This window comes from Caulobacter sp. GW821-FHT09B08 (assembly GCF_059418225.1).
On sequence record NZ_JBWKPL010000001.1, the window covers coordinates 701,036 to 714,771 of the forward strand.

Sequence of the window (13,736 nt, forward strand, 5' to 3'; positions counted from 1 at the left end):
TTCCCCGCGGGTCGGAATGTCCAACCGGCGGGGAGTCCTCGTCAAGTCGCCCTGTCCTTTTGGCGGACCGCCGTGGCGATCAGAGCACGCCTTTTAGGCGGCCCCTAGGCAGCCATGTACTGGCCGCCGTTGAGGGTGAGGGTGGCGCCGGTCACGAAGCCGGCCCGCTCGCCGGCCAGGAACGAGACCATGTCGGCGATCTCCTCGCCCTTGCCCAGGCGGCCCACCGGAATGCCGGCGATGATGCCGGCCAGCACGTTCTCGGGCACGGCGGCCACCATCTCGGTGTCGATATAGCCGGGGCAGATCACGTTGACCGTCACGCCCTTCTTGGCGTTCTCGAGCGCGAGCGCCTTGGTGAAGCCGATCAGACCGGCCTTGGCGGCCGAATAGTTGGTCTGGCCCATCTGGCCCTTCTGGCCGTTGATCGAGCTGATGTTGATGATCCGGCCCCAGCCGCGATCGCGCATGCCCTCGATCACCGGGCGGGTCATGTTGAAGGCCGAATCCATATTGACCCGGATGACCTCGGACCACTGCTCGTAGCTCATCTTGTGCAGCATGCCGTCGCGGGTGATGCCGGCGTTGTTGACCAGCACCTCGATGGGGCCTAGCTCGGCCTCGACCTTCTTGACGGCGGCGGCGCAGTCGTCGAACGAGCCGACATTGCCCTTGACCACCATCACACCCAGTTCCTTGGCGCAGGCCCCGGCGGCTTCCTCGTTACCGCTGTAGCCCGCCGCCACCTTCAGTCCGTCGGCCACCAACCGCTCGCAGATCGCTCGACCGATGCCCCGGGTGCCGCCGGTCACGAACGCAACTCTCGCCATGATGTTCTCCCGCTGAAGGTTTCTTATCGTTGCACGCTCGCGCCGTGGGGGAACAAGCCCCCACGGCCCTCGTCACGAAGATTTCGTCTAATCAGTCAAAACAGACGTCAGAGGGACTCCCCAAGGCCGGTCGCCAGACTGGTCGTCAGATCGCTTCAATGCACATGGCCACGCCCATGCCGCCGCCGACGCACAACGTGGCCAGGCCCTTCTTGGCTCCCGAGCGCTTCAGCTCGTGAACCAGGGTGGTCAGGATGCGCGCGCCCGAGGCGCCGATGGGATGGCCGATGGCGATGGCCCCGCCGTTGACATTGACCTTGTCCGGGTCGAGGCCCAGCTCCTGGACCACGCACAGCGACTGGGCGGCGAAGGCCTCGTTGCTCTCGACCAGGTCCAGGTCCGAAATCTTCCAGCCGGCCCGTTCCAGGGCCTTCTTGGAGGCGGGGATCGGGCCGGTGCCCATGATCTCGGGCTCGACGCCGGCATTGGCCCACGAGGCGATGCGGGCCAGCGGCTTGAGGCCGCGCTTCTCGGCCTCGGCGGCGCTCATCAGCACCAGGGCGGCGGCGCCGTCATTGAGGCCCGAGGCGTTGGCGGCGGTGACCGTGCCGTCCTTGGTGAAGGCGGGCTTCAGGCCCGAGACGCTTTCCAGGGTGGCGCCCAGGCGGATGTATTCGTCCTTGTCGACGACGGTGTCGCCCTTGCGGCCCTTGATGGTGACCGGGACGATCTCGGCGTCGAACTTGCCGGCCTTCTGGGCGGCCTCGGCCTTGTTCTGGCTGGCGACGGCGAACTTGTCCTGGGCCTCGCGGGTGATCTGCCAGCGGTTGGCGATGTTCTCGGCGGTCTGGCCCATGTGGTAGCCGTGGAAGGCGTCCCACAGGCCATCCTTGATCATGGTGTCGACGAAGGCCAGGTCGCCCATCTTCTGGCCGTTGCGCAGCGCCTGGGCGTGCGGGGCCTGGCTCATGCTCTCCTGGCCGCCCACCACCACGATCTCGGCCGAGCCGTCGGCGATCTGCTGGGCGCCCAGGGCCACCGCGCGCAGGCCCGAGCCGCACAGCTGGTTGAGGCTCCAGGCCGGGCTCTCGACCGGCACGCCGGCGTTGACCGAGGCCTGGCGGGCCGGGCCCTGGCCGGCGGCGGCCTGCAGCACCTGGCCCAGGATCACCTCGTCGACATCGGCGGGGACGATGCCGGCCCGCTCGACGGCGGCCTGGATCGCCAGCTTGCCCAGCTCGTGGGCCGGCAGGCTGGACAGGGCGCCGAGGAAGGATCCGACCGGCGTGCGGGCGGCGGAGACGATGACGATGTCGCTCATGGCGATATGGCTCCCGAGACGTGTTTCCGGGCGGTTCTCGCAGATGCGGCGCCCGAGATTTTGCAGTGCGGCGCCACCATGCCCAAACCGGCGAGGTTCGTCACGGCCACTTTTTCACGGGATGTTGCAACCTCAAAGCGTCAGCGCCACTGGCGCCGCGCCTTTGCATTAGCGATAGTGCGATGCGAAAAGGCGGAGACAACGCTGTCCTAGGGAACGAAATGTCCGAGAACAACGAAAACGGCGAAGCGCCTTCGGCCAAGGCCGCCTCCGAAAAGCACGGGGAAAAGGGCGCGGGCCAGAAGGTCGTCATCAAGAAGTACGCCAACCGCCGGCTCTACAACACGGCGTCGTCCTCCTACGTCACCCTCGAACACCTGTCGGACATGGTGAAGGAGGGCGTGGACTTCGTGGTCTACGACGCCAAGACCAACGACGACATCACCCGCTCGGTGCTGACCCAGATCATCTTCGAGGAAGAGAATCGCGGCGGCGGCCAGAACCTGCTGCCGATCCAGTTCCTCCGCCAGCTGATCGGTTTCTACGGCAATTCCATGCAGGCCTTCCTGCCCAGCTATCTGGAAATGTCGCTGGAGAGCTTCACCAAGCAGCAGGAGCGCATGCGCACCCAGTTCGCGGGGCTGACGCCCGGCATCGGCGGCGCCACGGGCATGCCTGGCATGGGCGTCTACGAGGAACAGATCCGCCAGAACATGGCCCTGTTCGACCGGGCCATGAAGATGTTCTCGCCCTTCGCCTACGCCCGCCCCGAGGACGCCCCGGCCCCCGCCGAGCAGGCCGCCCCCGCCGCGGCCCCGCCCCCGGCGCCCAGCGAGGACTCCCTGGCCGACCTCAAGCGCCAGCTGGAAGCCATGCAGCAGCAGATCGAGAAGCTGGCGACCAAGTCCTAAGGCGTGATCGGGGGCATGCGCATGCGCGTGTCCCCGGCCGGATCCACCATCGCTTAACCACGCCGGCTGACCCGTCCTTAACGCTCCTGGCGTTAGCTCTTCACCATGAACGGTCCTATCGACCCCATCCGACGCGCCCAGGCCGCGCGCCGGGCGCTGCCCGCGCCCCGCGACGCCGACTCCGGCCGTCCCGAGGCGGACGGCGAGGAGGACGTGACCTTCGTGCGCGACGAGCAGCCCGAACCGCCGCCGCCCCGTCGCGGCGGAGCCTTCGCGGCCTTCGCGGCCCACCTGATGGGTCAGCCCGGCCAGAAGCGCGGCCTGCGCGGTGGGCAGGAAGTGCTCGACACTGCGCGGTCTACCTACCTGGGCACGGAATATTCCGGCCCGGCCGACCGCCGCCCCAGGGCCGGCTTGATCAAGAAGACCGAGATCTAGGTTTTCAGGCGGGCCAGTTCCGCCTCGAGCGCGGTCACCCGCGCCTCCAACGACGCCACTTTCTGCTCCAGGGAAATCGTCTCGCCCGGCAAGGCCGCCGCGTGCGCGCCCACGCCCGCCCGGCGCGCGGCCTCGGCCAGGGACACGCCCAGAAGCTCGGCGAAGGCGGCCACCTGGGCCGCCGTCAGCTCGCGCTGGTCCTTGTAGGCCAGGTCCAGCTCCTCGCCGGTCATGCCGGCCACGGCCGCCAGGACCGCCCGCGTCAGGCCCCGCTCGGCCAGCCGCGCATCGTACCAGAGCTGGTCGAAGAAGAGCGCCATGCGGAAAGGTTAGCGCGGGAGCCGGCGTTGGCGCCAGTCTTGCTTGGACTCGCGCGAATTCGCTCGCGAGATCCAAATGCTGCTCACCGCCCTGACCCGCTTCTTCGACATCGCCGTCGTGACGCTGATCTTCACGGCGCTGACCTAGGCGTTCTCCAGCAGCATCATCGTGCCCTGGCCGCCGTCGGCGCAGATGCTGACGATGGCCTTCTCGCCCTTGGGCCGCGCGGCCAGCTCCTTGACGGCCTGAGACAGGATCCGCGCCCCGGTGGCCCCGAACGGGTGGCCGACGGCCAGGCTGCCGCCGGTGGGGTTCATCCGCTCGCGCGGGAACTTGCCCAGATCCGCCTCCACGCCCGCCTTGGTCTTGCGGAAGGTCTCGTCCTCCCAGGCGGCGATGTGCGACAGCACCTGGGCGGCGAAGGCCTCGTGGATCTCCCACAGGCCGATGTCGTCGTACTTCAGGCCATTGCGGGCCAGCATGCGCGGCACGCCGTAGGCCGGCGCCATCAGCAGGCCCTCGTTGCGCAGGTCGATCGAGGTGACCTCGTAGTCGATGATCTTCACGCGCGGGGTCGTGGCCGGCAGGCGCGCCAGGCCCGCCTCCGAGGCCACCCAGATGGCCGCGGCGCCGTCGGTCAGGGGCGAGGAATTGCCCGCCGTCAGGGTGCCCTGGCCGCTGACCTTGTCGAAAGCCGGACCCAGCTTGGCCAGCTTCTCCAGCGTCGAATCCTTGCGCGGAATGGTGTCGCGCTTCACCTCGCCGACCGGAATGACCAGGTCGTCGAAGAAGCCGGCCTCCCAGGCCTTGACCGCGTTCTGATGGCTTTCGAAGGCGATCTGGTCCTGATCGGCGCGCGAAAGCTTCCATTCCTTGGCGGTGATCTCGGTGTGCTCGCCCATGGAGAGGCCCGTGGTGCGGTTGGCGACCTTGGGGATCCAGAGCTTGAGGTCCGAGGCCTTCAGCTTGCCCAGGTGGGCCAGTTTCTGGCCGGTGGTCTTGGCCGCCTGGAAGCCCTTGAGCCAGTCGGAGAAGCCGATACTGGCCCCGACCTGGACCTTGCTCATGCTCTCCACCCCGCCCACCAGGGCGAGATCCCGGCCGCGCCCGTCGATCATGCCGGCGGCTTCGATCACCCCGATCATGCTGGTCGAGCAGGCCATGATGGTCGAGAAGGCCGGGATGGTCGGATCGGCCCCGGCGTCCAGCAGGGTCTCGCGAGCGATGTTGCTCCAGGTGAGGTTGGGGATCACCGTGCCCCAGACGGCGAAGTCGGGGCGAGCGCCCTGCGCCAGCATGGCCTTCACCACCGGCACCGAAAGGGCGATGGCGTCATAGCCCTTCAGCGGGCCGTCGACCTTGGCGAAAGGCGTGCGCAGGCCGGCCGCCAGCCAGATGTCGGGTTTGGACGCCATGATCGTGATCCTCGCAACAAAGCTAGGATGTCAGCATCGACAGGCTTGGCCGCAAGGTCTTGTCGAATTTGGCTATAGCCGGGGACATGCCCTCGCGGCGTGCCCCCACCGGCATCCACGGCGTCTGGAATTGGGGACACGCCGCAAGGGCATGTCCCCGGACGCGACCTAATGGTGCGCGTCGCCGAAGTCGACGTCGCGGCGGGCCGAGACGATGGTCACGATGAAGCCGGCCAGCACGTCCAGCAGCACCATCACCGTCAGCAGGAAGAACACCGAGGTGCCGAAGGCCGGGGCCAGCAGGAACTCGACCAGGCAGACGATGAACAGCACCATCGACAGCGAGTGGTTGATGATCGCGATCTTGCGGCTGGTCGTGGATTTCAGCAGTTCGACGAACAGCACCACCAGCGAGGCGGCCAGCAGGAGGTCGCCCAGGCTGACGGCCCACTCGGCCTTGGAGGTCATGTGGATGGTGAACAGCTGCTCGGCCAGGCGGTACTGGGCGGCGTTGGCGCCGAACCCGCCCGCGAAGGTCAGGACGATCAGGTTGTAGACCAGCACCGGCAGGGCCAGCAGCGGGAACGCGGCGAACATGGTTTGGCTCTCCCCCGAGAGACGCGGACCCGACCTGCCGCACGGGCCACAGGGTTAACCGCATTCGCCGACGGGGTGAAGCGCCCTCGCCCGTCAGGCGGCGCCGCGCCCGTCGATCAACCGATCGCGTAGAACAGCAGGGCCACCGCGCCGAAAATATAGGCCACCCAGGTGCCGATCATGCCCAGCGCCCGGGGGATCGAGGCGCCGCCGCTGTTGGACAGGCCCACCGCGTGGATCAGCCGGCCGGCGAACAGCACCAGCCCCACCACGTGGATCGCCAGGGGCGGCGCGCCCACCACCGCCAGGCCCAGGATCATGGCCAGGCCCGCCGGCACGTATTCGGTGGCGTTGCCGAAGGCGCGGATGGCGCGGGCGAGTTCCGGAATGCCCTCGTCGCCCATGGCCACCTTGTGCTTCTGGCGCAGCCGCACGACCAGCAGCGACAGGGTCAGCAGGAGCAGGACGTGCAGCCCCACCCACAGGGCGGCGGCGTGTCCGGAGGCGAGGGTGTCCATCGGGGTCGTCACTCGTGAAACTTCAGGTCGAACGTGGGCCGCATAAGGTTCAGCGTTCGACGAGGCTGGCAAGATGGCTCGTCGGGGAGGCGATCTAGGACGAGCTTTTCATTCGTCATGCGCTGGCCAGTGGGGCGGCAGTTCGAAGATATTCGATAGTGGTTCGCCGTCTAATCGCACGAATAGATTGTCGACCAAGTTGAGTTCATCAACATTGATTGGGATTGGAGGCAGTGGGTGGTTTGCCCACGGGTTTCTGATCAAGACCGCTCGTCGGTGCCCCACACTCCAGGGGACCAATTGATGAATGGCGATTACGCCGCTCAGGCCCCGCTTCTGTGGCCCGCGCTTTCCCACCCAAACGCCATCTCGACTACGGCTTTCTTCATACTCAATCCGTCCATCCGGATAGTGGCGCACCACCACACATGGGGAACCGATGAGCGCGTCTACAGCGTGCTCCTCGCTATGGAAATCAGCCATCATATTTACAGCAACAACGTAGGGAGCTTGCAGATCTCCATACCTAGAAGCTTTGCCGAGCAAGGCTTCTCGCACACCATCTCCAGGAGCCACCCATTGCGGCTCCGTTAAGCGCGCCCCTAGTGCTCGATCTGGCCTTTCGAGTCGCACTCTTCGAGGGAACGCTTGAATTCGAAGTGACATTCCATGCTCGATATAGACGAATGCCGCCGCCCCACCGACCTCCTCGCCCTCTGGGAGAGCTGCAATCCAAGTAGCTAACTGTCGGCGAAGTCTGCGGATTGTTACCGGCGCGGACGGTTTCCCCCGGGTACTCAAATTCAAAAAATGCCCGAGTGAACTTGCCTGTTCGACTGCCTGAATGGCAGCGTTCAATCGAGCATCGGCGGCCGTTTCGGCAGGGGTTCTTCCAACCGCCAATGTTGCTTCGAGGAAAAACCGGTCACCATTTGGCGCTTGAACAAGAAAGTCAGGCGAACGTGGCGTATGAGCCAGCGCTGGTTCTATTTCAAGAACGACATGTCCAGTACGAACTAACCACTCATGCAACGACAGTTCAAAGAACGCGCTCGCATGCACCTCATCAATCGGCGACCGTAAGCGAGCGACGAGGCTGTTTCGCTTTTCTTCTGGATAGCGACAAAGCCAGGCTTCGATAAGAGCCCGAACGTTTTCTGAAGCACGTCGATTAGATCGGTTCAGGTAGCCAAAACTCGTATCAGTCGCGGCTCTAGGACCAGTAAGATTTCGATCAATTTCATCAAAAACCATATCGCTTTACCGCATTCAGAGTTCACATCCCCTGCGCGTTACGGCTCCCGCCCGACCGGATAGAGCTTGTAGTGGTCGTCGTAATACGGCGTGCGGGCGTAGAACCATCCCAGGCGCGCGTCGGGGTCGGCGGCGAACTTGGGGTCCGCCGCCAGCTTGGCTTCAAATTCGGCCTTCAGCGCGGGGTCGGCGGCCAGCATTTTCTCGGCCAGGGGGGCGATGGCGTAGCCCTCGATATATTCCACCCGCTGCAGCACCTCGGGGAACATGCCCCAGGCGAAGAAGCTCTCGTCGCTTTCCGGCTCCAGCAGCAGAGTGACCAGCTCGCCCAGCGGCTGGTCGGTCGAGATCCGCACCGAGCCGACGGGCCAGGTGACGCTGCGGGTCTCGTGGGTCACGGGGCCGGCCTCGATCGGCACGCGGCCCTCGCTGGCGCGGGTGGCGATCTTGGGCGCGGTGAGGCGGATCATGTCGACCGTCACCGTCCGGGGCGCCGTCAGGGTCTCCATCGCCACGCCGTGGATGCGCAGGCGCTCGATGACATCGGGCTTGGCCGACGAGATCCAGTAGGCCTTGGCCGGGGTCAATTTCAGGGTCGGCTCGCTGGTATAGAGCGGCAGCGACCAGGGCTTGGGATCGGGCTTGCCCAGCCAGCGCACCTCCTTGCCGCCCGAGGCGGGGGAGTCGTAGGTCTCGTACTGCACGCCCAGGAAGCTGACGGTGCGCAGCGCCTTGACGCCGGCCCCGAAGCCGGTCCCGAAATTGGCCTCGACCACGGCCGGGCGCGCGGCGCGGTCCTTGGCCTCGGCGGCGCGCAGGGCCGCGCCGTCCCGGGCCAGGACCTTCAGGCTCTCCTCCAGCAGGACATAGGTCCCCAGCACCCGCTGGCGATACGGCTTCAGCGAGTGGTTCTCGACCAGCACGGTGGCGATCCGGGCGACGTCGCCATAGCCGTTGGAATAGCGCAGCGAGGCCGGCGAGGCGCCCAGGCCCTTCTTGGGATCGCGGTCGTCGAGCGCGAAGACCAGCTGGCCCGGGATGTGGCCGGCCTTCTTCAGCCCGGCCTCGGTGGCCGGCAGGTAGGCGTTGTCCAGCCAGGCGCTGGTGGCCGGCGAGCGCGCGAAGTCGCCCAGATAGCCGGCCCAGCCGTAGGTGACGTCGTACTGGTAGTCCTCGCCGTCGGTGACGTGGAGGTCCATGTAGAGGTCGGGCTTCACCCGCTCGATCAGGCCGATCATCGCCCGCATCTCCGGCGCGTCCAGCTTGCCGTAATCGCGGTTGAGATTGAGGTTCTGGGCCGTGTGCCGCCAGCCCTGGACCACCGGGCCGCGCTGGTTGGGACGGCTGTAGGGGCTGGCGCGCTCGTGGCCGTCGACGCTGAAGATCGGCACGAAGACCAGGTTCACCCCGTCCAGCAGCTTGTCCTTGCCGTGGAAGGCGATGTCGCGCAGCAGCATCATGCCCGCGTCCTTGCCGTCGATCTCGCCCGGGTGAATGCCGGCCTGGACCAGCAGCACGGGCTTCTTCGGATCGAACCTGTCGCCGTCCTTGGAGACGTAGAGCACCAGCAGGTCGCGGCCCTCGGGCGACTTGCCGAAGGTCTCCATGCGGATCAGGGGCGAGGCGGCGTCCAGCTTCTCCAGCCAGGCGCGGGTCTCCTCGTAGTTCGGCGAGGCGGTCAGGCCGGTCAGCTCCGACGGCGTGATCCACGGGTCGGACGGCTTGGCGATCAGTTTCTCGCTGGCGCCGTGCCAGGCCAGGGTCGGCGGAAGGATCTCGCCGTCCCACGGAGCTTTGGGTGTCTGCGCCATGGAGATGCCCGCCGTCATTGCGACGGCCACGGCCGCCAGACACGTCTTCAACATCTCAAACACCCTCCGGCTCCGTCACGGCCGGGGACATGCGCATGCGCGTGTCCCCTAACCCTGGCTGGACTTCATGGGGACACGCGCATGCGCATGTCCCCGGCCGAAGGGGCGTACTATTTCCGCGTGACCAGGTCCATGAAGCGCTGCTGCAGGACCTTGTCGCTCTTGAACACGCCGCGGAACTGGGTGGTGATCGTCGAGACGTCGTGGTGGTGGACGCCGCGCGTCGACATGCACTGGTGCTCGGCGTCGATCAGCACGGCCACGCCGGCCGCCGAGAGGTGGTCCTCGATGGCGTCGGCGATCTGCATGGTCATGGTCTCCTGGGTCTGGAGACGCTTGGCGAAGATCTCGACCAGGCGCGCCAGCTTGGACAGGCCGACGACCTTGCCGGTCGGCATGTAGGCCACCCAGGCCTTGCCCAGGAACGGCGCCATGTGATGCTCGCAGTGGCTCTGCACGTCGATGCCGCGCAGCATGACCATGTCGTCGTAGCCCTGGACGTCCTCGAAGGTGCGGCTCAGCTCCTTGGCCGGATCGCCCGTATAGCCGGCGAACCACTCGCCATAGGCGTCGACCACGCGCTTGGGCGTATCGAGCAGGCCCTCGCGGTCGGGATTGTCGCCGGCCCAGGCCAGCAGGGTCCGGACGGCGGCCAAGGCCTCGTCTCGGCTGGGGCGCTGGGCGGGTTCAAGATCAAGACCGGTGTCGTTGTCCAAACCGGTCAGGGTTCGCTCGCGGGTCAGTGCGTCCATGTTGTGAGGAGGTCTTTCCACGGGCTGAGTTGCGCCAGAGCGCCCTTCGCCCTGGAATTACGCGTGCCACCCGTTTGTCGCGTTTTCCCTCTGCGGGGTGTCAAAACGCCTGGATAGCTATATGGGAACCTCTCCAAGGCGGGCAACTGTCCTGTCACAATATCGGCGACGCGTTTTCCCATGACCATCAGGCTCCACGACACCATGACGCGCGAAAAGCGCGACTTCGTTCCCGCCGATCCCGGCCGGGTGACGATGTATGTGTGCGGCCCCACGGTCTACAACTACGCCCACATCGGCAACTTCCGGCCGGTGGTGGTGTTCGACGTGCTCTACCGCCTGCTGCGCCACGTCTATGGCGACGACGCGGTGGTCTATGCCCGCAACGTCACCGACGTGGACGACAAGATCAACAAGAAGGCCTTCGACGAGGGCGTCGAGATCGGGGTCATCACCGACCGCTATCTGGCCGCCTATCACGAAGACGCCGCGGCCCTGCTGACCCTGTCGCCGAACCTCGAGCCCAAGGCCACCGCCCATATCGGCGCGATCCTGGAGATGATCGGCAAGCTGATCGACAATGGCAAGGCCTACGCCGCCGAGGGTCACGTGCTGTTCGACACCCAGGCCTTCGCCGACTACGGCCAGCTGTCGGGCCGGGATCTGGACGACATGATCGCCGGCGCCCGGGTCGAGGTCGCGCCCTACAAGCGCCACCCCGCCGACTTCGTGCTGTGGAAGCCCAGCAAGGAGAACGAGCCGGAATGGCCCAGCCAATGGGGCGCGGGCCGTCCGGGCTGGCACATCGAATGCTCGGCCATGATCGACAAGACCCTGGGCCAGACCATCGACATCCACGGCGGCGGCATCGACCTGGCCTTCCCGCACCACGAGAACGAAGTGGCCCAGAGCCGCTGCGCCCACGACGCGCCGGTGCTGGCCAACTACTGGCTGCACAACGGCTTCCTCGACATGGCCGGCGAGAAGATGTCGAAAAGCCTGGGCAATGTGATCATCCCGCACGAGCTGCTGAAGACCGTGCCGGGCGAGGTGATCCGCTGGGGCCTCTTGTCGGGCCACTACCGCCAGCCGCTGGACTGGACGCCCGAGCTGATCGAGCAGAGCCGCAAGGCGCTGGACCGCCTGTACGGCGCCCTGCGTCGCGCCAAGACGGTGGAAGCCGCCGTGTCCGAACCGTCCAAGGAGGTGCTGGCCGCCCTGGGCGACGACCTCAACACCCCGCTGGCGGTGTCGGGCTTCTTCGAACTGTCCAGCGCCATCGAGAAGGCCGTGACGGCCGGGGACGAGGCGGCGATCGCGGCGGGCAAGGGCAAGCTGCTGGCCACGGCCGGCCTGCTGGGCTTCCTGCAAGCCGATCCGGACGCCTGGTTCGAGGGCGACGCCGACGACGACCTGAAGGCCAAGGTGGAAGACTTGCTCAAGCGTCGCTTCGAGGCTCGCCAGGCCAAGGACTGGCCCGCCGCCGACGCCATCCGCGCCGAGATCGACGCCCTGGGCGTGGTGGTCATGGACGGTCCGGCCGGCGCCACCTGGCGCATGAAGGACTGATCCCCATGCCCGTCATCCTCGGACTTGTTCCGAGGACCCCTCGTCCAGCCGAGCTGTCGTTGCCCCTCAAGTTCGCCGCCTCTCCGCTCCACGGGTCTTCCTCCTTCGCGGCGGAAACAGGGATCCTCGGAACAAGTCCGAGGATGACGGTGGAGGGGGAACGGGTCAGGGAGAGATTTGCGACCATGAATACGGAGTTCGACGCTTGAAGCTCGACGAACAGATCGTCCTGGTCTCCGGCGCCGGCCGGGGCCTGGGCGCCGCCATCGCCCGCGCCTTCGCCGCCCAGGGCGCGTCGGTGGTGATCAACTACCGCCGCAGCGAAGCCGCCGCCCTGGCGCTGGCCGAGGAACTCGGCGACCAGGCCGTGGCGATCCACGCCGACGTCAGCGACCGCGAGGAGGCCCGCCGCCTGGTCAACGACGCGGCCGAGCACTTCGGCAGCCATGTGACCACCGTGGTCAACAACGCCCTGGGCGATTTCAGCTTCAACGGCGACGGCCGTCACACCCTCCAGACGATCCCCTGGGAAGACTTCCAGGGCCAGCTGGACGTGTCGCTGCGCGGCTCGCTGAACCTGATCCAGGCCACGGCTCCAGCCATGGAGAACGCCGGCTTTGGCCGGGTGATCAACATCGGCACCAACCTGTTCCAGAACCCGGTGGTGCCCTATCACGACTACACCGCCGCCAAGGCCGCCCTGCTGTCGCTGACCCGCACGGCGGCGGCGGACCTCGGCCCCGGCGGGATCACGGTCAACATGCTGTCGGGCGGCCTCCTGCGCACCACCGACGCCAGCGCCGCCACGCCCGAGGCGATCTTCGACCTGATCGCCCAGTCCACGCCCCTGCGCCGCGTGACCACCCCCGCCGAGTTCGCCGACGCGGTGCTGTTCTTCGCCTCGCCCTGGAGCCGGGCGGTGACGGGCCAGAACCTGGTGGTGGATGGCGGTCTTGTTCGCGACTAGATTACACCCATAATAATCTGCAAAGCCCGCTAGATAGAACGCCATGCAACGCGCCGTAGAATTTCGCACCGGGGTCAAGGCCCCCGCCGAGCTCGTCTGGGAACTGGTCTCCGACTTCTCCACCTGGAAGGACTGGAATCCGGTCCATCCGCGCATGGAGGGCGAGATGCGCATCGGCACGCCGCTGCGGTTCGACCTGGTCGCCGGCGACGGCTCCGCCCAGGCGGTCGAGGCGGTGGTCCAGGACTGGGTGCCCTACGAGCAGCTGCACTGGCGCACCAAGCGCCTGCGCGGCTTCGTGACCGCGATCCGCTATCTGGAGATCGAGAACATGGGGCCGGAGAACGCGACCTTCTCGAACGGCGAGCTGTTCATGGGCCCGCTGGTGCGCTGGATCAGCCGCGACGAGCGCCGCAAGCTGCGCGCCGCCTACACCCGCATGGGCGAGGCGCTGCGCGACCATGCCGAGGCCATCTGGTCCGAACGCCAGAAGAACCCCACATAGGTCCCATGATCGACGACCTCTATTCGGCCCGGATCCTGGGTCTGGTGGCCAACATGCCCCGGGCCGGACGCCTGGCCGCGCCGCACGCCAGCGCCGAGAAGACCGCCAAGCTGTGCGGCAGCCGGATCGTGGTCGACGTGACGGTGGAGAACGGCAAGGTGGCCGACTTTGCTCAGGACGTGACGGCCTGCGCCCTGGGCCAGGCCAGCGCCGCGATCCTCGGCGCCCAGGTGGTGGGGGCCGATCTTTCCGAGATCGAGTTGGCCCGCGACGCCTTGCACGCTATGCTCAAGTCGAACGGCCCGGCTCCCACGGGTCGGTTTTCGGAGCTCGCCGTGCTGGAGCCGGTCAAGGACTATCCCGCCCGTCATGCCTCGACGCTGCTGGCGTTCGAGGCCACGGTGGAGGCTGTCCGCCAGGCCACAGCCCAGGCCCAAACCCGAACTAGCCGCGCTGGCGCCGCTTGA

General features: G+C 66.8%; 15 protein-coding genes. 6 read left to right on the top strand and 9 right to left on the bottom strand.

Annotation, left to right across the window (positions count from 1 at the left end):
- Positions 1-104: 104 nt before the first annotated feature.
- Positions 105-830 (bottom strand): beta-ketoacyl-ACP reductase, encoded by a 726-nt coding sequence (locus AC07OA_RS03365; RefSeq protein ID WP_494662340.1) that lies wholly within the window; start codon positions 828-830, stop codon positions 105-107.
- A 145-nt stretch (positions 831-975) separates the two neighbouring features.
- Entirely contained in the window at positions 976-2,151 is a 1,176-nt protein-coding gene (locus AC07OA_RS03370; RefSeq protein ID WP_494662341.1) for an acetyl-CoA C-acetyltransferase, read from the bottom strand.
- Between the two features lie 221 nt (positions 2,152-2,372).
- Between AC07OA_RS03370 and phaR the strand changes: the two genes are divergently transcribed.
- Together phaR and AC07OA_RS03380 are read left to right on the top strand one after the other, a co-directional pair.
- Entirely contained in the window at positions 2,373-3,062 is a 690-nt protein-coding gene (gene phaR, locus AC07OA_RS03375; RefSeq protein ID WP_494662342.1) for a polyhydroxyalkanoate synthesis repressor PhaR, read from the top strand.
- Positions 3,063-3,167: 105 nt separating this feature from the next.
- Positions 3,168-3,500 carry a hypothetical protein gene (locus AC07OA_RS03380; protein WP_494662343.1) on the top strand — a complete coding sequence of 111 codons (333 nt, stop codon included), beginning with the start codon at positions 3,168-3,170 and terminating at the stop codon, positions 3,498-3,500.
- On the opposite strand, the gene AC07OA_RS03385 is transcribed toward AC07OA_RS03380, so the two are convergent.
- The 7 genes from AC07OA_RS03385 to folE form a co-directional block, all read right to left on the bottom strand.
- The gene (locus AC07OA_RS03385) at positions 3,497-3,820 is read right to left on the bottom strand and encodes a DNA-binding protein (RefSeq protein WP_494662344.1); all 324 of its coding nucleotides are present in this window, start codon (positions 3,818-3,820) and stop codon (positions 3,497-3,499) included. The two genes, AC07OA_RS03380 and AC07OA_RS03385, sit on opposite strands and share 4 nt — an antisense overlap.
- 144 nt (positions 3,821-3,964) lie before the next feature.
- Positions 3,965-5,236, bottom strand: coding sequence for an acetyl-CoA C-acyltransferase (locus AC07OA_RS03390; protein ID WP_494662345.1), 1,272 nt, complete (start codon positions 5,234-5,236; stop codon positions 3,965-3,967).
- 168 nt (positions 5,237-5,404) lie between these two features.
- Positions 5,405-5,833, bottom strand: a complete 429-nt coding sequence (locus AC07OA_RS03395; RefSeq protein WP_494662346.1) for a hypothetical protein — start codon at positions 5,831-5,833, stop codon at positions 5,405-5,407.
- 116 nt (positions 5,834-5,949) lie between these two features.
- Positions 5,950-6,351 (bottom strand): MAPEG family protein, encoded by a 402-nt coding sequence (locus AC07OA_RS03400; protein WP_494662347.1) that lies wholly within the window; start codon positions 6,349-6,351, stop codon positions 5,950-5,952.
- Between the two features lie 108 nt (positions 6,352-6,459).
- Positions 6,460-7,605 carry a hypothetical protein gene (locus tag AC07OA_RS03405; protein WP_494662348.1) on the bottom strand — a complete coding sequence of 382 codons (1,146 nt, stop codon included), beginning with the start codon at positions 7,603-7,605 and terminating at the stop codon, positions 6,460-6,462.
- A 38-nt stretch (positions 7,606-7,643) separates the two neighbouring features.
- Positions 7,644-9,470, bottom strand: coding sequence for a M14 family metallopeptidase (locus AC07OA_RS03410; RefSeq protein ID WP_494662349.1), 1,827 nt, complete (start codon positions 9,468-9,470; stop codon positions 7,644-7,646).
- Positions 9,471-9,586: 116 nt separating this feature from the next.
- Positions 9,587-10,228, bottom strand: coding sequence for a GTP cyclohydrolase I FolE (gene folE / locus AC07OA_RS03415; protein WP_494662350.1), 642 nt, complete (start codon positions 10,226-10,228; stop codon positions 9,587-9,589).
- Positions 10,229-10,408: 180 nt separating this feature from the next.
- On the opposite strand from folE, the gene cysS reads away from it, so the two are divergent.
- The 4 genes from cysS (at position 10,409) to AC07OA_RS03435 (ending at position 13,736) form a co-directional block, all read left to right on the top strand.
- On the top strand, positions 10,409-11,797 hold the full coding sequence (gene cysS, locus AC07OA_RS03420; RefSeq protein ID WP_494662351.1) for a cysteine--tRNA ligase: 1,389 nt from the start codon (positions 10,409-10,411) through the stop codon (positions 11,795-11,797).
- A 205-nt stretch (positions 11,798-12,002) separates the two neighbouring features.
- Positions 12,003-12,764 carry a 3-oxoacyl-ACP reductase gene (locus AC07OA_RS03425; protein ID WP_494662352.1) on the top strand — a complete coding sequence of 254 codons (762 nt, stop codon included), beginning with the start codon at positions 12,003-12,005 and terminating at the stop codon, positions 12,762-12,764.
- A gap of 43 nt (positions 12,765-12,807) precedes the next feature.
- Positions 12,808-13,269 (top strand): SRPBCC family protein, encoded by a 462-nt coding sequence (locus AC07OA_RS03430; RefSeq protein WP_494662353.1) that lies wholly within the window; start codon positions 12,808-12,810, stop codon positions 13,267-13,269.
- 5 nt (positions 13,270-13,274) lie between these two features.
- Entirely contained in the window at positions 13,275-13,736 is a 462-nt protein-coding gene (locus AC07OA_RS03435) for an iron-sulfur cluster assembly scaffold protein (RefSeq protein WP_494662354.1), read from the top strand.